Here is an 18,842-nt window from a genome sequence, read left to right as displayed (position 1 = left end):
TCGAGTGTACTCGAACAGATGTTCGAGAGCAAGACCCCCGGGCCAGAAATCTGCTGGAACCGCAGGCTTTTCTGACTGAACCGCCTGTCACATCGAGGCCGGCTCCGGCCCGCTGCTTTTGGTCCGTGGCCGCTTGTCCGTCACAACGGCATGCCGACACCTGACCGGCCTTTCGAGGCTCCTCGCCAGGGCTCGTCACACCTCAAGGAGCGGCGTGGGTGGCGACAGTCAGGGCACCTGACCGACCTTTCGAGGGGTGACGTCCCGGCTGGTGGTGTAGTTCCCGGTGTTGGCCTCGATGAGGTGAGCCATCGTGCGATGGTCAGTGAGTACCGACCAAGGAACTCACAGAAAGACACAACGCACGATGGCTCTTGACCAGTCTGCCCTCCTCGAGCTGCTCGGGGAACTCAAGGACACCGATGTCACCGATCGGATCCGGATCGCGACGCAGAAGCTCTACCAGGAATTGATTGATGCCGAGGCCGCGGCGGCGATCGGCGCGGCCCCGTTTGAGCGGACTCCCGAGCGGGTGACGCAACGTAATGGCAGCCGGCCGAAGACGGTCACGACGACGGCCGGTCAGTTGGATCTGCGGATCCCGAAGCTGCGTGCCGGTTCGTTCTTTCCCTCGCTGCTCGAACGACGCCGTCGGGTCGACCAAGCGCTCTTCGCGGTGGTGATGGAGGCCTACGTTCACGGCGTCAGCACCCGCAAGGTCGACGACCTCGTCCGGGCGCTCGGTGCTGACACGGGTATCTCGAAGTCCGAGGTCTCACGGATCTGCGTCAATCTCGACGAGGACGTCGCCGCGTTCCGAGAGCGCCCGCTCGATCAGATGGCCTATCCGTATGTGTTCGTCGATGCGACCTACTGCAAAGCCAGAGTCGGCCGGCGGGTCGTGTCCCAGGCGATCGTGGTCGCGGTCGGCGTCGCCGCTGACGGCCGCCGTGAGGTCCTGGGATTCGACGTCGGAGACACCGAGTCCGAACCGTTCTGGACCGACTTCTTCCGCTCCCTGAAGGCCCGCGGCCTGTCCGGGGTCCAGCTGGTCGTCTCCGACGCCCACACCGGCCTGATGGCCGCGATCAGCACCTGCTTCGCCGGCGCTGCCTGGCAACGTTGCCGGGTCCACTTCATGCGCAACGTCCTCGCGCGAGTGCCCAAGGTCGCCGGCCCGATGGTCGCCGCGATCATCCGCACGATCTTCGTCCCACGCGGCAAGCGAGAGCTGGTCCGGGCCCAGTTCGACGAGGTCGTCACCATGCTCACCCGCTCCCATCCGGCGGTCGCGGACATGCTCGACGACGCCCGCGAAGACCTCCTCGCGTTCGCGGAGTTCCCACCAGGGCACTGGCAGCAGATCTGGTCGACCAACCCGCTGGAACGGTTGAACAAGGAGATCAAGCGCCGCACGAACGTCGTCGGCGTCTTCCCCAACCCCGCGGCCCTGCTGCGGCTCGCTGGACACGTCCTGATCGAGCAACACGACGAATGGGACAGCGCCGACCGCCGCTACTTCAGCGAGAACTCCATGAAGCTCCTGACCGCCGCATCCATCGAGCTCGAGGAGGTGGGCATCGCCGCGATCGACGCGGCCTAGACTCGCAACCACTGACCCGCACGGTGTCGAGAAACTCCACCACACAGCGGGACGTCACCTTTCGAGGCTCCTCGCCAGGGCTCGTCGCACCTCAAGGAGCGGCGTGGGCGGTGACCGTCAGGGGGCACCTGACCGACCTTTCGAGGCTCACGCCCCAGAGGGCATTCACACCTCAAGGAGCGGCGTGGGCGGTGACCGTCAAGGGGCACCTGACCGGACCCTTCGAGGCTCACGCCCCAGAGGGCGTTCACACCTCAAGGAGCGGCGTGGGTGGGAGCCGCTCGCCGTCACCTGACCGACCTTTCGAGGCTCCTCGCCAGGGCTCGTCGCACCTCAAGGGGCGGCGTGGGTGGTGACCGCCGAAGGACACCTGACCGGCCCTTCGAGGCTCCTCGCCAGGGCTCGTCGCACCTCAGGGAGCGGGGAGGGGAGTCAGGGGGTGTCGGGACGGAGGTCGTCCGTGTCGGGCTCGATCGCGTCGAGCTGGTCCTCGCTCCAGGTGTGCACCGCAGCCTCCTCGGCACTTGCGCCGGCACCGTCGATGCCGACGTCGCTCGCGAGCTGCTGCTGGTCCTCGTCGAGGCCGGAGCCCTCGTCGGGCGCCACCAGCCGGCCCGACCGCTCGTCACCCGCGTAGGCCTCCGTCGGGTCGTTCAGCTCACGGTCGTCGAGATCGCGGTCGTCGCTGGCGTCCGAAGGCGTGATCCCGGTGTCGTCGGGCTCCTCCTGGGCCAGGCGGTCCTCCAGCGACTCACCTTCGAGCTGCTCGTCGGCCGTGACGCCCTTCGCGAAGACGCCGCGCGGCTTCTCCGGCGGCGAGAATCCTTCGTCGAGCACGTCGTCGACACCTCGGTCCACCAGCGAGTCCTCGGGCTGCATCTGCGCGTCGTTGCTCATCGTGCCTCCTGCTGGGTCGAAACGTGGTCGTCCTCGAGCCTGTCACGGCAACGCCGTCGCGCAAGGCGAGCGGATGCCCACGACAGGGGCCCGCCCCGGAGCCGTCGGGGGACGGCTCCAGGGCGGGCGGTCGATCACCGCATCACCGTGCGGACGTCACTGCCAGACCCTGACGTAGTCGACCTGGAGGGTCGCCTGGTCGACGCCCTCGCCCTCCGGGAACGCGTTGTCGCCCGAGCCGAGCAGCTGCGTCAGGTTCAGGTGGAACGGCGCGTCGAACGGCGCCGATCCCACGAGCGGGGCCAACGGGCTGATCGTGTGGTCGACGCACGTCGTTCCGTCGATCGAGACCGTGAGCTTCTGCGTCGTCCACTCCAGCACGTAGGTGTGGAAGTCGGTCGGCCGGTAGACCAGGCAGTCGTTGTTCGTCCGCGTGCCCCACGGCAGCAGCGAGTTGTAGTGCAGCGCCGGGACCAGGCGGTCGGGGAACTGCGAGTAGAACTCGGCGATGTCGATCTCGCCCGACCCGGGCCACGTGCCGTACTGCGGGTCGTCGGGCAGCATCCACAGCGCGGACTGGATGCCCGGACCGTTGGTCTGCGGCATCGCGGCCCGGATCTCGTAGCGTCCGTAGGACTGCGAGAACTTGTTGAGGCTCGACACCCCGGCGGACGTGTAGTCCGCCGTGATCGGGCCGTCCGGGTGCTCGCAGGTGACGGGCTCGTCCTCGCGCACCGTGGACAGCTGCAGCACGCCCCCGCTGACCGCGATGTTGCGATCCCCGAGGAAGCAGTCGCCGTAGGAGAAGGCCGACTCGAAGGTGTCGAGCGGGCTCCACTTGGACTCGTCGAGGGCGTCGCCACGGAACTCGTCGGCGAACGTGCAGTCCCACGGGGTGCCGTCGCTCTTGAGGATCGTGGTCCCGCAGACCGGACCGGTCGGCGTCGTACCGCCGTCGCCCGGACCCTCGGGATCGACCGGCACCTGCGCCGCGTCGTACTGCGCCTGAGCATCAGCCTGCGCCGCCGCGAGTGCGATGGCCCGGGCCTCGGCGTCGGCCTGAGCCTTGGCCTGCTCGATCGCATCGAGCTGCGCCGTGACGACGGCCCAGTAGTAGGCCTCCCAGTGCGAGGTCGACACGACGGTCTTGGTCGAGGTGACCGTCTTGGTCGCGGTGGCGGTGCCTTGACCCACGAAGTCGCCGACGACGGCGGTCTCGTTGGCCGTGACGGTCTCCGTCGCGGTCCAGGACTCGGTGGCCTCGATGCCCGCGGCGACCTTCGCCTCGGCATCGGCCTGCGCCGCGGCCTTGGCGACCGGACGCGCCAGCGCGTCCGCGTCGGCGCGTGCCTGCGTGGCCGCAGCCACGTACGCGTTCCACAACGCCCACCAGTCGGCCTCACCCTGGGTCGCGGCGTGCGCCGTGCCGGAGGCGGTGGCGGTGGCGGTCTCCGTCGCGGAGCCGTAGCCGACGACGTCGCCGATCCAGTGCGACTCGTCGACCGTGACGGTCTCGGTCGTGGTCCACGACGCGGTGGCGTCGTACCCGAGGGCGTGGCGGTCGGCCTGCGCCTGAGCATCAGCCTGCGCCGCGACCAGGGCGATCGGACGCGCCTGCGCGTCGGCATCCGCCCGCGCCGCGGTGGCGGCGGCCACGTACGCGTTCCAGCTGGCCCACCAGTCGGCCTCGCCCTGGGTCGCGGCGTGCGCCGTGCCCGAGGCGGTCGCGGTGGCGGTGGCGCTCGCGGCGCCGTACCCCACGAACTGGCCCACGGTCGCCCACTCCTCGGCCATGACGGTCTCCGTCGTGGTCCACGACGCCGTGGCGTCGTAGCCGAGGGCGGCCTGGTCGGCCTGCGCCTGGGCATCAGCCTGCGCGGCGGCCTGGGCGATCGGACGCGCCTCGGCATCGGCCAGGGCGGTCGCCTCCTCGGAGGCGGCGATCCAGGCGTTCCAGGTGGCCCAGTAGCTCGCCTCCCACGCGGCACCGGCCGTGTGGGTGCGGGTCGCCGTCGCGGTGGCCGTGGCCGTCGCGGTGCCGTACCCGACGAACTGACCGATCGTCGCCCATTCCTGGACGGTCACGGTCTGGGACTGCGTGTAGGACTCCGTCGCCGTGAAGGTCTGCGGCACGTCGGCCGCGACAGCGGTGGACGCGCCCGAGATGGTCAGACTGGTGAAGGTAGCTGCGGCGATGGCCACGACGACGGCACGAAGTGCGGTCGCCGAACCACGCCACCGAGTGGTGGCGAACATTGGATCTCCCTCTCCATGGAGAGCCACCGATGCGGCTGTTCGCCGCACCGACCCGGTCGCCCTCCCAAGCTCGCGAGTCAGGACTCTCCTCCTGCGATCGAAAGTACCAAAGTCCCGGACTTCTGGCGAGGGGTCGGATGACTTAGGTGAAACGACCCGTCATCCGGGCGGCCGAGACCTGGCTCCCGACGTCACTGAGGGCGCAGCGCTGCGAGGGCGCCGCCGGCGAGGCTGCGCACCTCGATCGCGGCGAGACCGCACTCTCGCAGGGTGTCGTCGAGCTGCGCGAACTGCTCAGGCGACCCGACCTGGAGGAGCACGACGCCGTCCGGCGCGAGGTGACGGGCGGCCACCCGGACGCACTCCCGCGCGACGTCGAGGCCGTCGTCGCCACCATCGATCGCCCACACCGGATCGTCGGGGAACACCTCGACCCCGGCCGACGGGACCCAGGGCGGGTCGGCGATCACGAGGGCGAAACGGTCGTCGTCGCGAAGGACCTCGGACAGGGACCCGCACCGGATCTCGGCAGCCACGCCGGCCGCGGCCGCGTTCTCGCGGGCCAGATCGCACGCGTGCGGGTCACGGTCGACCTGGACCAGGCGCCGGTCCGTGGCGTGCACGGACGCCAGACCGATGTGCCCGGCGCCGCTGCACAGCTCGAGCACGCCACCTGCCGGGGCGGATTCGAGCAGCTCACGGGCCCACGTGGACTGCGCGATCGTCCACGGCCGCGGCACGAGGACGCTGTCGTCGAAGACGATGTCCAGGGGCCCGAAGGCCAGGCGATCGCGCGCGGGGACTGCGGCGTCCTTCTCGAGCTCGGTCATCCGGGGCCTCCTCAGGTCGGGGCAGGAGTTCCCCGTCCCGTCAGGTCCATGCGCCCGTCAGGTCCATGCGCCCGACGGCACATGCTCACGGCGGTCCCGGGTACAACAGATCCATGGACCTCCTCGCGCACTACGTCCGGATCCACCTGACCGGAGCGGCTGCCGGCATCGAGCTGTTCGGCCGCGGCACCGATCTCCACGACCCGCAAGCGCGCGCCACGACGGCGCGGATCCGCGAGGAGCTGTTCGAGGAGCGGGCGTGGCTGCGCGGCCTGGTCGAGCGCCTCGGCTCGACGGAGCCGACGCTGACGCAGGTCGTCGCGAAGGTCGGCGAGCGCGTCGGCCGGCTCAAGCCCAACGGCAACCTCCTGCGACGCACCGCGCTGACCGACGTCATCGACCTGGAGTCGATGCACGACGCCGTGTCCGGCAAGGTCGCCGGATGGGAGGCGTTGCTCGAGCTCGAGGATCCCCGTGTCGACCGCGGTGACCTGGAGCGGCTCCGCGACCAGGGACGGCGACAGATCCAGGACCTCCAGGAGCACCACCGGGCAGCCGCGCGTCGCGCCTGGGCCGCCAACTAGTCGGTCCCGTCCACCTCCACCTGGAACTCCGCGTCGCACCGCACGCACGCGTAGAGGGAGTACCCCGGCACGTCGCCGAGGTGGACGGCGGTGTCCTCGAGACACTCGGGACAGATTCTGATCAGCTCGCTCACGCGGCGGGTCATCCTTCGACGGAAGATCCTCGCCGCCGGCTGCGTCAGCGGTTCGACGACATCCTAGGACGACGCCACCGGAAGAAGTGGCGCGGCCCTGCTGTGTGCTCAACAGGACCGCTTGGTCCGGCAGTACCCGGGTGCCGCACGCACCATGCGCTCATCGGCTGGACAATGACCAACGCCGACTCACAGCGACGGCAGCGTCCGGTCCTCGACGATCCCGCGCGCGACGTCGCGCAGTTTGACGTTGCGGTCCTGCGAGTACCGTCGCAGGACCTCGAACGCCTGGTCGGGCTCGACACCGTAGCGCTCCATGACCAGGCCCATCGCCATGCCGATCAGCTTGCGGGAGTCCACCGCGCGCCGCAGGCCCTCGACGTCCCGGCTCGAGGTGAGGGCCACGGAAGCGTGCCGCGCCAGGATCGTGGTGACGGCGACGTCGTCGTCGTCGAAGGCGTCGGGTCGCGCCGCGTAGACGTTGAGCGACCCGTAGCACCGCTCCTTCGTGGCGATCGGGACGCTGACGACGCTGCGGTAGCCCAGCTCGACCACGGCGCGGCTCCACTGCGGCCAGCGCAGCTCGCGGGCGGCGTCGGCCACGCGGTAGATCGTGTCGCGGTGCTCGAGCGCCTCGAGGCAGGGGCCCTCGTCGAGCTCGACCTGCAGCTGGTGCGCCTGCCCGACGGCGAGGCTGGTGGCGGCAGCGGTCTCGACGCGGTGGCGCGCGTGCGTCAGCAGCACCCCGGCGTCGTCGCACTGGATGGCCGACCTCGCGAACTCGGCGACCCGCTGCACGGTCTGCTCGCTGTCGGTCGACTCGTGGAGGGCGAGGAGGATCTCGGCCAGACCGGGCCCGTGGGATGGGGACGACGTGCCGGGGCTGATGGTGTCGGGGCTGACGGTGTCGGGGCTCATGGGCGCCTCTCTGCTGTGCTGCGGTTCAACGGGTGCTGATCGGGACGCCGGCTGCCGTGGTCTCCGGTTGCGGGTGTCCTGACCCGGTGGCAACGTGGCGAATGGTTGAGCAGCAGCCGTCGATGCACCAGCTACCCAGGGGGACCGACCCATGGCTGCCACCACGCACGATCAACACCTGCTCATTTTGGACCATCTCCCGCTCGCCGCACGACTTGCGCGCGGCTACCGCGGTCGGGGCGTCGACGCGGACGACCTCGAGCAGGTCGCCCGCCTCGCGCTCGTGAAGGCGGCGGCGGGGTTCGACGAGGAACGCGGCGCCTTCGCCGCATTCGCGACCGCCACGATTCGCGGCGAGCTCAAGCGCCACTTCCGCGACCGGGCCTGGGGCGTGCGTCCGCCGAGGCGGGTGCAGGAGCTCCAGGCACGTCTCGGCGCCGAGCACGACGGCACCGACATCACGACGGCCCAGATCACCGACCTGTCGCAGCGCCTCGGCGTCTCGGCCGGCGACCTGACCGAGGCCGCCGCGGCTCGCGGCTGCTACTCGCCCGACTCGATCGACGCGGCACTCGACGCCGGACACGAGATGGGTGGCATCGACACCCGCCTCGAGCTCGTCGACGACTGGGTGACGTTCGCGCGGATCTGCCGCGACCTCTCGCGCCCAGACCGCCAGCTGTTGCAGTGGCGGTTCGTCGACGACCTGACCCAGCAGGAGATCGCCGACCAGCTCGGCATCAGCCAGATGCAGGTGTCGCGACGTATCGCGGCGCTCCTGGCTCGACTGCGGTCCGCGGCGGAGGGCACCGCGGCGCCGACCGCCGCCTGAACCCCGGCCGCCTTCAGGGGTGGCGCGGCTCCGTGGGTCGCGCCACCGCGCGGACCCGGTCCCGTAGGATGCGCCGGGTCTGCGCCCCCTCGGGGACGAAGCGGGTCATCCACACGTGGAACATCGCGGTGCGTTCGTGCACGGTCAGCACGACGTCGTCGGCCCGATCGGCACGCTGCGCGAGCAGCTCGACCGCGGGCCGAAGGATGTCGTGGGCGCCCACGTGCACGTCGACCGGCGGCAGTCCGTCCAGGTTCCCGAACACGGGGCTGACGTCCGGATCCGTGGTGGTCCGACCTCCCGACCACCAGCGTCCGGCGGCCCGCAGGCCGGTCTCCTCCAGCATGGGATCCGTGGCCTCGAGGTCAGAGACCTGGTCCTCGTCCAGGGTCGCGTCGAGCCATGGGCTGAGGAGCACGACGGCGTCCGGGCGCCGGGCCGCCCCGCGCAGGTGTCCGGCCAGGACGAGGGACAGGGCGCCGCCAGCCGAGTCGCCCATGACGACGAGCGGCAGGTCGTCGAGCGAGCGGGCGAGGGCCACGAGCCGCGGCACGACATCGTCCACGTGCGCCACCGGGGCGAGCGGGTAGGCCGGGACGACGACCTCGGCCGGGGCAGCCGTCAGGGCTCGCACGAGCCGCCAGTAGTCCGGGGTCAGCGGGTGCACGTACCCGCCCCCGTGGAGGTACAGCACCCGTGCGGCCGGACGTCTCCGCCGTGGGCGAACGATCCAGACGGTCTGCTCCTGACCCGTGAACGCACGCTTGTCGCGCAGTACCCACATGACGGCGACGTACAGTCGGGTCCACAGGCGTGGCGGGCGCTCGTCGACGCGCCACTCGACCAGGGACGGCACGCTCAGTGGTCGCGGAGGGCCTCGACGAGCTCGTCCTTGCGCAGGTCGGAGTAGCCGCTCAGTCCGAGCTCCTTGGCCCGGTCCCGCAGCTCGTCGACGGTCCAGTCCTCGTACGAGCCGGACCGGCCACCCTTGGCGCCGACGCTCGACTCGGACCGGCCCTTCTGCGCGGCGGCGTTCGAGATGCGCGCCGCCTTCTCCTTCGAGGCCCCGTCGTCGCGCAGCGACTCGTACATCTCGGGGTTCTTCAGGCTGTTCGGTGTGTCCTTCTCCGGCATGGCATTGCCTCCTTCTCTCGAGGGACGTACCCGGTCGCGGACGCACCACACCCCGGCGCCGAGTAAATCGGTGCCGGGGTGTGGTGCTCCCTCCCTCAGCTGTCAGCGCGCGGCTGTCAACTGAAGAGGCTGACGCCGCCCGGTCCGACGAGCAGACCCACGACGATCAGGACGATGCCCCAGACCATCTCCTTGCGCAGCAGCGCGAAGACGCCCGAGACGACGAGGACAACAGCGATGATCCACAGGATGAGATCCATGTGATGACTCCTTTGATTGCGGACTTTCGACGTTATCGGTGCTCAGGAGAAGCGCATCCCGAGCGCGGTTACGGATCGGTGTCAGCGTGCGAGACCGACGACGACGGCGAGGACCACGGCCAGGAAGGCGATCACGCCGACGACGACCCCGATCAGTCCGAACTTCCCCCGCCCGTCGGTCGGTTTGTCGGTGCGGGGCGGTCGGTCCGGCGATGCCTGGTTCATGGCTCCAGTGAACGACCGCGAGGTCGACCCCGCACCTCGAGACCCCCCCCCCCCCCCCCCCCGAGGCGTGGTTTGACCGGCCGGGAGGCGGGTACCCCACCCGCACTGATCACCGTCGCCCGATCACGGAGGACCCCGATGAAGGCACTCACCTGGCAGGGACGCCGCGACGTCCGCGTGGAGGACGTCCCCGACCCCGCGATCGAGCAGGACAACGACGTCATCATCGAGGTCACGACCACGGGCCTCTGCGGATCCGATCTGCACCTCTACGAGACGCTCGGCCCCTTCCTGCACCCCGGGGACGTCCTCGGGCACGAGGCCATGGGGGTCGTCGTCGAGAAGGGGCCGGCGGTGCCCGATCTCGCGGTCGGTGACCGCGTCGTCGTGCCGTTCCAGATCAGCTGCGGGTCGTGCTTCATGTGCGACCGGGGCCTGCACACGCAGTGCGAGACGACGCAGGTGACCGAGCACGGCATGGGCGCCCAGCTCTTCGGCTACACCGACCTGTACGGCTCCGTCCCGGGCGGTCAGGCCCAGTTCCTGCGCGTGCCGCACGCGGACTTCGGCCCGCTCAAGATCGAGTCCGACCTCCCCGACGAGCGGTTCGTGTACCTGTCGGACGTCGTCCCGACGGCGTGGCAGTCGGTCGAGTACACCGGGGTCCAGCTGGGCGAGACCCTGCTCGTCGTCGGGCTGGGGCCGATCGGCGAGATGGCCGCCCGCATCGCCCTGCACCGCGGCATCCGCGTGCTCGGCATCGACCTCGTCGGCGCACGGTTGCGCCGCTCGGCGCTGCTCGGCGTCGAGACGATCGAGCTGGGCCCCCACTCCTCCGACCAGGTGCGCGACCTCACCGCCGGTCGCGGGGCCGATGCCGTGATCGACGCGGTCGGGATGGAGGCGCACGGGTCACCGTTCGCCGAGGCTGCGCAGCGCGTGGCCGGCATGCTGCCGGACGCGCTCGCCCAACCGCTCATGAAGAACGCCAGTGTCGACCGACTGTCGGCACTGCGCCTGGCCATCGACGCCGCTCGCCGTGGCGCCACGATCTCGCTGGCGGGCGTGTACGCGGGCGCGGCCGACACCCTGCCGATGCAGACGATCTTCGACAAGCAGCTCACGATCCGCACCGGGCAGGCCAACGTGCGCCGCTGGCTCGACGACGCGCTGCCGCTGGCGTTGGCGGACGGCGACCCGCTGGGCCTGGAGACGTTCGCGACGCACCGCCTGCCGCTGGCCCAGGCGCCCGAGGCCTACGCCACCTTCCAGGCCAAGGACGACGACGCCATCAAGGTCGTCTTCACCCCCTGAGCTCGCCCCTTGAGGTGCGAGTGAGGAACGAGCGAGCCTCGATAGGGGTACCGCAACCCAGCACCTGACCGAGGTTTCGAGGCTCGCGCCGCAGGCGGCACTCACACCTCAACCGCCGGCAGCTCTGTCCGCCCCTTGAGGTGCGAGTGAGGAACGAGCGAGCCTCGATAGGGGTACCGCAACCCACATCGTGACCGAGGTTTCGAGGCTCGCGCCGCAGGCGGCACTCACACCTCAACCGCCGGTGGTGACCCGTGTGGAGCGAAGCGAGCCTATGGGCGGAGCCTGGCCGGGAGGGCCTTGTGGGTGCCGTCGCACCAGGGCGCGGAGGCCGACTTCCCGCACCGGCACACGGCGCTGACGGGACGGTGCGTCCGGTGCCGCTCGCCCTCGGCGTCCTCGACCACCAGGTCGCCGAACACCAGCATCGGCCCGCCGGCGCAGAGGACGACGTCCGGCCGCGCCTGCGGGCCCTCGTCGGGCTGGTCGTCGCTCATGCGGCCCACCGGTCCAGGGCCCACTCGGCGAACCGGTTCTCGAGGTCCAGACACGTGAAGGCGCCGAGGACCACGTCGGGCCGCGTCTGCGGCTCGTCCTCGACGAGCGTCCCGCAGATCATCCGGACGGCGAGCTGCTCGTGGACGGCATCGGCCTCGACGTGCTCGTCGTAGTAGTCGGCCACGGTCTCGGGCAGGCCCACCCGTCGGATCCCGGCGGCCATCTTGCGTGACGGGAGCGAGCTGGTGGCCTCGAACGCGGCGAGGTGACCGAGGGAGGCGCCGCGGAGGCGCCGGTGGAGGCCGAACATCGACAGGGCGTTGTTCTGCTCGAGCACGATGGCTGGCGCATCGTCGACGTAGGCGCCCTCGTCAGGACGCAGACCCGCGTCGGACATGCCACGGGCGAACAGGTGTCGGTGGAGCCGCGCCGGATCACCGCCGCCGTACTCGTCGTACTGAAGCGCGGCCAGGGCCGCCTGAGCCCGCACCGGCAGGCGAGGCAGGGTGAAGGAGGTCGGGTCGGCCTCCTTCAGGTGGTAGACGCTGCGCCAGCGCAGCAGCTCGAGCACCTGCTCGCGGGTCGCTCCCCGCTGCACGACGGCTGCCAGCGAGGCCCCGTCGTCGGCCTCGATCAGCCGCATCAGGCCGTCGGCGAACGGCTCGCCGACCTCGACGTCGGCGGCGCGCTCGCGCCACCGCGCCTCCAGGGGGCGCTCCAGGCGCCCCCGCAGGTCGAGCAGGTGCGGGTCCCACTCCAGGGCGGCATCGACGTCGTCGAAGCCGCGGAAGCTCAGCTCGTAGAGGGTCCAGAGACTCAGCTGGACATCGTCCTCGTCGCCGGGCAGGAGCTCGTCCCACGACGGACGCGCGGTCCCGTGGAGCGCGTCGAGCAGCGCCGCGGACAGCGGCCCCCGGGCCTTCGGCGTCAGCACGCCGAGCCTTGCGTCACGTTCTGCATGTCCGGGGAGTACCCCGTGCACGCCGTCGCACACCGTGCGACCGCGCCGCAGCCCGGCTCAGAGCTTGGTCTCGTCCAGGTCGTCGCCCACCTTGCCGCGCCAGACCGTCGCCCCGAGGGCGAGGACCGCGCCGATCAGGCCGATGCCGGTGAAGATCACCGTGCGGCCGGCCTCCTCGTCGCCGCCGATGGCCAGACCCGTGACCGCCGTGACGACCATGAGGGCGCCCACGGCGAGCGCGACGAGGTAGCGCCGGGTGACGCGACGCACCAGCCGTCGACGCCTGGCCGGCGGGACGGGCGGGGGGTCCTCCCGCGTGCCATCGGGACGGATCCCCTCCGGGGGGTGGCGCTTGATCTCCTCGACCTCGCTCGGGTCGTGCGCTCCAGGATTCGTGCTCGCCACGGTCCTCTCCTCCTTCGTCGATCCTCGAGCGCTCAGCCTCGCAGGCCGCTCAGCGCGCCCGCTACCTCTGACAGGTGTCGGGCCATCGTGCGTCCGGTGTCCTCGGACCACTCGTGGCCCTCCGACGTGTCGGAGAACTCCGGGCCCGGGCCGGGCCCCCGGTTCCAGTAGGTCCACGCCTGGCCCGGGATCGTGAACCCGATGTCCACGAGGCCTCCGCTGATCTCGCTGATGACGTGGTGGGCGCCGTCCTCGTTGCCCGTCACGACCACGCCGGCCACCTTGCCGTAGGCCAGCGGCTGGCCGTCGGACCGCGTCTCGGAGATCATCGCGTCGAGGCGCTCGAGCATCTGCTGGGCGTACGACGAGGGCCGGCCCACCCACGTCGGCGTGGCCACCACCAGGATCTCGGCGTCGGCGATCGCGTCGTGCACGCGGGGCCACTCGTCGCCGTCGCCTCCCTGCGTGACGACCCCGTGGTCGATCGTGAGGTCGGCGAGCCGGAACTCCTGGACCGAGATGCCACGGTCGCGGAGCTCGTCGAGCACGACTCCGGCCAGGTCACCCGTGTTCGACGGCTCGGGCGACGCCTTGAGCGTGCAGTTGACCAGGACAGCCTTCATGTCTCCTCCTCGGAGGTCGGAACGGTCAGAAGACGGGCTTGCCGCCCGTGACACCGAGCACCGTGCCGGAGACGTAGCTCGCGGTCTGCTCGGAGGCCAGGAACACGAAGGCCGGGGCGACCTCGGCCGGCTGCCCGGCCCGGCCCATGGGGGTCTCGGAGCCGAACTGCTCGAGCTTCTCGGGCGGCTGGGTCGCGGGCTGCAACGGCGTCCAGATCGGACCCGGGGCCACCGCGTTGACGCGGATGCCCTGCGGACCGAGCTCGGCGGCGAGGTTGACCGTCATGTTGTTGATCGCGGCCTTCGTGGCGGCGTAGTCGATGAGCGACGTCGAGGGCTCGTAGGCCTGGATCGACGTGTTGTTGATGATCGTGCCGCCCCGCTCCCGCAGCGACGGCACCGCCGCACGGGTGAGCCAGATCGCGGCGTACAGGTTGGTCTTGAAGGTCGAGTCGAGCGACTCGTCGGTGATCTCCTCGATCCCTTCCTCGCGTGCCATCTGGAAGCCGGCGTTGTTGACGAGGACGTCGAGCCCGCCGAGACCGTCCACGGCCTCGCGCACGACGGTGTCGCACTGGTCGCGGTGGCGCAGGTCCGTCTCGAGCGCGATGACCGTGCGCCCGGCGGCAGCGGCGACCTCGACCGTCGCGTCGGCGTCCTCGCGCTCGCCGTCCTGGTAGGTGAAGGCCACGTCAGCGCCCTCCCGGGCGAACGCCAGCACGACCGCGCGACCGATGCCGGAGTCGCCGCCGGTGACCAGCGCCTTGCGGCCCTCGAGGCGACCGGCGCCGACGTAGGACTCCTCGCCGTGGTCGGGCTGCGGACGCATGGGTCCGGTCAGGCCGGGCGGGTCCTGCTGCTGGGCCGGGAACCCGTCACTCATGGGGCGCCTCCGGATCGGTGGTCTGCGGACCGGCGGGCACGCCCGGCGTGGGGACCTCGGGCACGTCGTCGGGATCGGTGGGGGCGGGGTTGCCGACAGGATCGGGCGTGGTCGTCACGGTGACTCCTCGAGGATCGACGGTGGGCTTCACCCCAGGCGTACCCCACCGAATCGGGTCCATGCGTGGTGCGGCGGCCGGCCGGACCCTGGTGACGAGCATCTCGGTGCTGAGCCTTCCAATCCTGAGTACACTCAGCATGTGTCCTCCGAGTCGCTGTCCGCCCCCGAGTACGCGCGCGAGCTGGCGGCCCTCAACCGGGTCCGTCGTCGCGTGGCCGCGCTGGGGTTCCTGACCGTGGTCGGTCACGGCGTCGTGGCCCTCCCGCTCGTCGCGCACCACGTCGAGGGCCAGGGCCGCACCAGCGACGCCGTGATCCTGCTGATCGTGACGGTGTTCGTCACCACGGTCGCCATCGCCGTGACCCGGCTCATCCTGGGCCGCCGGCCCATGACGCCGCTCTGGGCGCTCGTCCCGGTGGCGGTGCCGCTCATCGCCGCCTGGTGGATCTGGGGCTAGGCCCCAGCCGGTCGCCGGAGCACCGCGTGCTGCGTGCTGCTCAGCTCTCGGCGGCGGCCTCGGCAGCCACGATGATCGCGCTCAGCAGGTCGTTGGCCCGAGTGAGCTCGTCGACCGACATCCCGAGCCGGGCGAGCATCTGCTCGGGCACCGCCAGCGCCTCGTGCCGCAGCGCCACGCCGCGCGGCGTCAGCGACACCTCCAGCGCCCGCTGGTCGTGGGCGGAGCGCGCGCGCTCGACGAGACCGGCCTGCTCGAGGCGGCGCACCAAGGGCGAGACGGTGCCGGGCTCGAGGTGCAGGAGACGGGCCAGCTCGGTGACGCTCGCCCGCTCGTGCTGCCACAGCGCGAGCATCACGAGGTACTGCGGATGGGTCAGACCGAGGGGCGCGAGGACGGCGCCGTACGCGGCCACGACGCTGCGGGAGGCGACGGCGAGCCCGAAGCACACCTGTTCCTCCAGCGCGAGCGGGTCAGGCCGAGCGTCGTCCACCCGCCGATCGTAGCCACGGTCCAGCCGTGCGGTCCGCCCCGACGTCCACGACGCACCCTTGCCCTCTGCTGTGATGTGGCTCACACTCGAGGGACACGACCCAGGAGGCCGATGTCTGATGCGCGTCAAGGACGTCCTGACCAGCAAGGGATCTCGGGCGGTCCACACCATCGAGCCCGGTGCCACGGTCGCCGTGCTCCTCGACCGGCTCGCGGAGCACGACGTCGGGGCGTTGGTCGTGAGCACCGACGGGACCCACGTCGTCGGGATCGTGTCGGAGCGGGACGTCGTGCGCAAGCTGCGCGGTGTCGACGACCCCGGGAGCGCCACGGTCGACGCGATCATGGTCACCGAGGTCGTCACGTGCGGGCTCGACGACTCGGCCGACGCCCTGATGACGCTCATGACGCGGCGCCGCGTCCGCCACGTGCCGGTCGTCGAGGGTGGCGAGCTCGTGGGGCTGCTCAGCGTCGGTGACGCGGTCAAGCAGCGCATGGACGCCCTCGAGTTCGAACGTGACCAGCTGAGCTCGTACGTGCAAGGCTGACCTCCCACCGTGACGCCCCCCGTCACGCGGTATGCAGGTCTGCCCGGAAGGTCCCGTCGTGAGTCACGCGCCCCGCGAGCCCCGGGTGACGATCCCCGAGGCGGAGATCTCGTGGCGCTTCAGCCGCTCAGGAGGGCCGGGCGGCCAGCACGTCAACACGAGCGACACGCGGGTCGAGCTGATCTGGTCGCTCGCGTCGACGCAGGCCCTGACCCCGGAGCAGCGCGAGCGCGCCCTGACCGCCCTGCGGGGCCGTCTCGTCGACGGGCGCCTCACGGTGGTCTCGTCGCAGTACCGGTCGCAGCTGCGCAACCGTGACGCGGCGCGGGTCCGGCTGGAGCAGCTCGTCGCGCGGGCGATCGTGCCGCCCCGTCCGCGGCGCGCCACCAAGCCCTCGCGCGGATCGCAGGTGCGTCGCCTCGACGCCAAGAAGCGTCGGGGCGACCTCAAGCGCGGTCGTGGAGGCGGCTGGGACTGAGCCCGTCAGACCGGGGGCTTCGCCTACACCACCGGTGGTTGAGGTGCGAGTGCTGCCTGCGGCGCGAGCCTCGAAACCTCGGTCACGATCCGGGCTGAGGCACCCCTTTCGAGGTTCCACGGGCCGAGCCGAAGGCGAGGCAGGCGCCCGGGCGCAGCCCGGCACCGGCTCGTTCGTTCCTCACTCACACCTCGACGGGCGGACGGAACCACCGGTGGTTGAGGTGCGAGTGCCGCCTGCGGCGCGAGCCTCGAAACCTCAGCAACGATCCGGGCTGAGGCACCCCTTTCGAGGCTCCACGGGCCGAGCCGAAGGCGAGGCAGGCGCCCGGGCGAAGCCCGGCACCGGTGAGGAACGAACCGGTGAAGCCGCGAGGAACGAGCGGCGCGCCGCACCTCAAGGGGCGGGGCTCCGCCCGTTTCCCGCGGTCCACTCGACGTCGCCCTCGGCCGTGATCCCGCGGAAGCGCGAGGCACCCCAGTGCGGCGTGCGGTCCTTGTCGACCAGCACGGCGCGCACGCCCTCGACAAAGTCCGGCGTCTGCGTCACCCCGGCGGCGGCGCGCAGCTCCAGGTCGAGGCAGGCGCGCAGCGACAGGTCGGCCCCACGGCGCAGCAGGTCGAGGGTCAGGTCAAGACTCTGCCGCGAGGCCGACTCCAGCGCACCGATCGTCTCGTCGGCCCACGCGGTTCCCTCGGCCTGAAGCGCCGCGAGGATCGCGTCGACCGAGTCGGCGTCGAAGGTCCGGTCGATCTCCGCGCGACGGGCCACGAGGGTCGACTCGCCCGCCGGAGTCGCCGCCTCGGCCAGCACCTGCTCGACCGGACTGTCGTCGGCGACCAGGCGCTCGGCGAGCGCGCCGAGATCGGCGGACGCGACGTGGTGCGTCGCCAGGCCGACGCCCAGGGCGTCGGCCGCGGACGCGCGAGCACCGGTGAGCCCCAGGAAGGTCCCGATCTCGCCGGGCAAGCGCGGCAGGAAGTGCGTGGCACCGACGTCGGGGAAGAAGCCGATCGAGGTCTCCGGCATCGCCAGGACCGCGGCGTCCCCGACGACGCGGAAGGCGCCGTGCACCGACAGGCCGAGCCCCCCGCCCATGCAGACCCCGTCGACGAACGCGACGACCGGCGCGGCCGAGGCGGCCAGCAGGTGGTTGACGCGGTACTCCGTCGCGAAGAACTGCCGGCTCGCCGCACTCTGGCCGTCGAGGGTGTTCTGCCGGACCTGGCGGATGTCCCCGCCCGCGCAGAACGCGCGCTCGCTCGTGCTGGCGATCGTGATCGCGCGCAACGGCTCGTCGGCCCAGGCCAGCAGCACCTGCTCCAGCTGCTCGACCATCGGCAGCGTCAGCGCGTTGAGCGACCGCGGTCGGTCGAGGGCGATCCGTCCGACCGATCCGTCGAGGGTCGCCTCGACCCCGGTCGTCGTGGTCGTGCTGGCGGTCGATCCGTCGGCGGTGTCCATCCCTGCATCCTGTCAGCCCCCGTCCGTCCGCCCGTCGGCCCGCTGGGAGGATCGGGCCCATGACGGACGCGTTCTACCGACGGACCGACGTGACCACCACGGCCGACGGGGAGGTGCTCGAGACCTTCGCCTCGAGCCACCACACCGCGAGCCCGTGGGGTGCCGACCTGCAGCACGGCGGTCCGATCGCGGGGTTGTTGGTCAGGGCGATGGAGCGGCTGGAGCCGCGCGAGCGGACCCGGATCACGCGGGTCTGCGTCGACATCCTCGGACCGCTGCCCGTCACCGACGTGCGGGTGGGCGCGCGCATCCTGCGACCCGGCCGACGCGTCGAGCAGCTCGCCGCGACGCTCGAGGCGAAGGCGGCCGATGGATCGTGGCGCCCCGCCGCCCGCGCCACGGCCTGGCGGCTCGCGACCCAGCCGACGGGCGACGTCGTGCGCCACGCGAGCGCGCCCCTGCCCCCGCGGGCCGACGACGTCGGCGGACTGTCGGCGTTCCCGATCCCGGACACCTGGTACCCCGGCGGCTTCGTCGCGGCCGCCACGTGGGACGCGATCCACCTCGGGACCGAGCCGGGCGAGGCCTCGACCGCGTGGGTCAACCTGGCCGTGGCGCTCGTCGCGGGCGAGGAGACCTCGGGCCTCTGCCAGCTGATCGCGATCGCGGACGCCGCGAACGGTCTCGGCGCGCGGCTCGACGCCGCGCGCTTCTCGTTCCTCAACACCGACCTGACCCTGCAGGTGCACGACGAGCCCGTCGGTCCCTGGTTCGGCATGGCGGCCGAGACCTCGATCGGGGCGGACGGCGTGGGCATGGCCGACGCCGTGCTGCACGGACCGGACGGTCCGCTGGGTCGGGTCACGCAGAACCTCCTGGTGGAGCGTCGCCCCGACGCCTGACCGTTCCGGACGTCGCTGGCCAGC

Annotated in this window: 25 protein-coding genes; 8 read left to right on the top strand and 17 right to left on the bottom strand. The window is 71.4% G+C overall.

Annotation, left to right across the window (positions count from 1 at the left end):
- Positions 1-367: 367 nt before the first annotated feature.
- Complete coding sequence (locus tag V6S66_RS02020) at positions 368-1,603, top strand: IS256 family transposase (RefSeq protein WP_334205112.1); 1,236 nt, start codon at positions 368-370, stop codon at positions 1,601-1,603.
- A gap of 432 nt (positions 1,604-2,035) precedes the next feature.
- Here the strand turns inward: V6S66_RS02020 and V6S66_RS02015 are convergent, their stop codons facing one another.
- The 3 genes from V6S66_RS02015 to V6S66_RS02005 all read right to left on the bottom strand — a co-directional run bounded on the left by V6S66_RS02015 (position 2,036) and on the right by V6S66_RS02005 (position 5,586).
- On the bottom strand, positions 2,036-2,500 hold the full coding sequence (locus V6S66_RS02015) for a DUF5709 domain-containing protein (RefSeq protein ID WP_334205111.1): 465 nt from the start codon (positions 2,498-2,500) through the stop codon (positions 2,036-2,038).
- A gap of 156 nt (positions 2,501-2,656) precedes the next feature.
- Positions 2,657-4,756, bottom strand: coding sequence for a glycoside hydrolase family 16 protein (locus tag V6S66_RS02010; protein WP_334205110.1), 2,100 nt, complete (start codon positions 4,754-4,756; stop codon positions 2,657-2,659).
- A 191-nt stretch (positions 4,757-4,947) separates the two neighbouring features.
- Complete coding sequence (locus V6S66_RS02005) at positions 4,948-5,586, bottom strand: class I SAM-dependent methyltransferase (RefSeq protein WP_334205109.1); 639 nt, start codon at positions 5,584-5,586, stop codon at positions 4,948-4,950.
- Between the two features lie 113 nt (positions 5,587-5,699).
- Between V6S66_RS02005 and V6S66_RS02000 the strand changes: the two genes are divergently transcribed.
- The gene (locus tag V6S66_RS02000) at positions 5,700-6,170 is read left to right on the top strand and encodes a hypothetical protein (RefSeq protein ID WP_334205108.1); all 471 of its coding nucleotides are present in this window, start codon (positions 5,700-5,702) and stop codon (positions 6,168-6,170) included.
- Here V6S66_RS02000 and V6S66_RS01995 read toward each other — a convergent pair.
- Entirely contained in the window at positions 6,167-6,304 is a 138-nt protein-coding gene (locus V6S66_RS01995) for a hypothetical protein (protein WP_334205107.1), read from the bottom strand. The genes V6S66_RS02000 and V6S66_RS01995 overlap by 4 nt on opposite strands.
- 189 nt (positions 6,305-6,493) lie before the next feature.
- Entirely contained in the window at positions 6,494-7,222 is a 729-nt protein-coding gene (locus V6S66_RS01990) for a GAF and ANTAR domain-containing protein (RefSeq protein WP_334205106.1), read from the bottom strand.
- A gap of 151 nt (positions 7,223-7,373) precedes the next feature.
- Here V6S66_RS01990 and V6S66_RS01985 point away from each other — a divergent pair, with 151 nt between their 5' ends.
- Positions 7,374-8,054, top strand: a complete 681-nt coding sequence (locus tag V6S66_RS01985; RefSeq protein WP_334205105.1) for a sigma-70 family RNA polymerase sigma factor — start codon at positions 7,374-7,376, stop codon at positions 8,052-8,054.
- A 13-nt stretch (positions 8,055-8,067) separates the two neighbouring features.
- Here V6S66_RS01985 and V6S66_RS01980 read toward each other — a convergent pair whose 3' ends face one another.
- From V6S66_RS01980 to V6S66_RS01965, 4 genes are all read right to left on the bottom strand, one after another.
- A complete protein-coding gene (locus tag V6S66_RS01980) occupies positions 8,068-8,910 on the bottom strand; it encodes an alpha/beta hydrolase fold domain-containing protein (RefSeq protein WP_334205104.1) in 843 nt (280 codons plus the stop codon).
- A gap of 2 nt (positions 8,911-8,912) precedes the next feature.
- Positions 8,913-9,188, bottom strand: a complete 276-nt coding sequence (locus V6S66_RS01975; RefSeq protein WP_334205103.1) for a DUF7218 family protein — start codon at positions 9,186-9,188, stop codon at positions 8,913-8,915.
- Positions 9,189-9,304: 116 nt separating this feature from the next.
- Positions 9,305-9,448 carry a GPGG-motif small membrane protein gene (locus V6S66_RS01970; protein WP_334205102.1) on the bottom strand — a complete coding sequence of 48 codons (144 nt, stop codon included), beginning with the start codon at positions 9,446-9,448 and terminating at the stop codon, positions 9,305-9,307.
- Between the two features lie 81 nt (positions 9,449-9,529).
- Complete coding sequence (locus V6S66_RS01965) at positions 9,530-9,673, bottom strand: hypothetical protein (protein WP_334205101.1); 144 nt, start codon at positions 9,671-9,673, stop codon at positions 9,530-9,532.
- Positions 9,674-9,811: 138 nt separating this feature from the next.
- Here V6S66_RS01965 and V6S66_RS01960 point away from each other — a divergent pair, with 138 nt between their 5' ends.
- A complete protein-coding gene (locus V6S66_RS01960) occupies positions 9,812-10,987 on the top strand; it encodes an alcohol dehydrogenase catalytic domain-containing protein (RefSeq protein ID WP_334205100.1) in 1,176 nt (391 codons plus the stop codon).
- Between the two features lie 272 nt (positions 10,988-11,259).
- Here V6S66_RS01960 and V6S66_RS01955 read toward each other — a convergent pair whose 3' ends face one another.
- From V6S66_RS01955 to V6S66_RS01930, 6 genes are all read right to left on the bottom strand, one after another.
- Positions 11,260-11,484, bottom strand: coding sequence for a CDGSH iron-sulfur domain-containing protein (locus V6S66_RS01955; protein ID WP_334205099.1), 225 nt, complete (start codon positions 11,482-11,484; stop codon positions 11,260-11,262).
- On the bottom strand, positions 11,481-12,419 hold the full coding sequence (locus tag V6S66_RS01950; protein ID WP_334205098.1) for an iron-containing redox enzyme family protein: 939 nt from the start codon (positions 12,417-12,419) through the stop codon (positions 11,481-11,483). Before V6S66_RS01950 ends, V6S66_RS01955 begins: the two co-directional genes overlap by 4 nt.
- A gap of 84 nt (positions 12,420-12,503) precedes the next feature.
- Entirely contained in the window at positions 12,504-12,851 is a 348-nt protein-coding gene (locus V6S66_RS01945; RefSeq protein ID WP_334205097.1) for a hypothetical protein, read from the bottom strand.
- Between the two features lie 32 nt (positions 12,852-12,883).
- The gene (locus tag V6S66_RS01940; RefSeq protein WP_334205096.1) at positions 12,884-13,474 is read right to left on the bottom strand and encodes a flavodoxin family protein; all 591 of its coding nucleotides are present in this window, start codon (positions 13,472-13,474) and stop codon (positions 12,884-12,886) included.
- Positions 13,475-13,499: 25 nt separating this feature from the next.
- Positions 13,500-14,357 (bottom strand): SDR family oxidoreductase, encoded by an 858-nt coding sequence (locus tag V6S66_RS01935; RefSeq protein ID WP_334205095.1) that lies wholly within the window; start codon positions 14,355-14,357, stop codon positions 13,500-13,502.
- Positions 14,350-14,475 (bottom strand): hypothetical protein, encoded by a 126-nt coding sequence (locus V6S66_RS01930; protein WP_334205094.1) that lies wholly within the window; start codon positions 14,473-14,475, stop codon positions 14,350-14,352. Before V6S66_RS01930 ends, V6S66_RS01935 begins: the two co-directional genes overlap by 8 nt.
- A gap of 141 nt (positions 14,476-14,616) precedes the next feature.
- Between V6S66_RS01930 and V6S66_RS01925 the strand changes: the two genes are divergently transcribed.
- Positions 14,617-14,934 carry a hypothetical protein gene (locus V6S66_RS01925; RefSeq protein ID WP_334205093.1) on the top strand — a complete coding sequence of 106 codons (318 nt, stop codon included), beginning with the start codon at positions 14,617-14,619 and terminating at the stop codon, positions 14,932-14,934.
- A gap of 40 nt (positions 14,935-14,974) precedes the next feature.
- On the opposite strand, the gene V6S66_RS01920 is transcribed toward V6S66_RS01925, so the two are convergent.
- The gene (locus tag V6S66_RS01920) at positions 14,975-15,427 is read right to left on the bottom strand and encodes a MarR family winged helix-turn-helix transcriptional regulator (RefSeq protein WP_334205092.1); all 453 of its coding nucleotides are present in this window, start codon (positions 15,425-15,427) and stop codon (positions 14,975-14,977) included.
- 118 nt (positions 15,428-15,545) lie between these two features.
- Between V6S66_RS01920 and V6S66_RS01915 the strand changes: the two genes are divergently transcribed.
- Positions 15,546-15,974 carry a CBS domain-containing protein gene (locus tag V6S66_RS01915; RefSeq protein ID WP_334205091.1) on the top strand — a complete coding sequence of 143 codons (429 nt, stop codon included), beginning with the start codon at positions 15,546-15,548 and terminating at the stop codon, positions 15,972-15,974.
- A 31-nt stretch (positions 15,975-16,005) separates the two neighbouring features.
- On the top strand, positions 16,006-16,452 hold the full coding sequence (arfB, locus tag V6S66_RS01910) for an alternative ribosome rescue aminoacyl-tRNA hydrolase ArfB (RefSeq protein ID WP_442885880.1): 447 nt from the start codon (positions 16,006-16,008) through the stop codon (positions 16,450-16,452).
- Positions 16,453-16,848: 396 nt separating this feature from the next.
- Here the strand turns inward: arfB and V6S66_RS01905 are convergent, their stop codons facing one another.
- Positions 16,849-17,916, bottom strand: coding sequence for an enoyl-CoA hydratase/isomerase family protein (locus V6S66_RS01905; RefSeq protein WP_334205089.1), 1,068 nt, complete (start codon positions 17,914-17,916; stop codon positions 16,849-16,851).
- 59 nt (positions 17,917-17,975) lie between these two features.
- Between V6S66_RS01905 and V6S66_RS01900 the strand changes: the two genes are divergently transcribed.
- The gene (locus V6S66_RS01900) at positions 17,976-18,818 is read left to right on the top strand and encodes a thioesterase family protein (RefSeq protein WP_334205088.1); all 843 of its coding nucleotides are present in this window, start codon (positions 17,976-17,978) and stop codon (positions 18,816-18,818) included.
- The last annotated feature ends 24 nt before the right edge of the window (positions 18,819-18,842 follow it).

Source organism: Aeromicrobium sp. Sec7.5 (assembly GCF_036867135.1).
In the GTDB taxonomy this organism is placed as follows: domain Bacteria; phylum Actinomycetota; class Actinomycetes; order Propionibacteriales; family Nocardioidaceae; genus Aeromicrobium.
The sequence above is the reverse complement of the archived record's forward strand: the minus strand, read 5'-3'. Positions and strand labels throughout refer to the sequence as shown.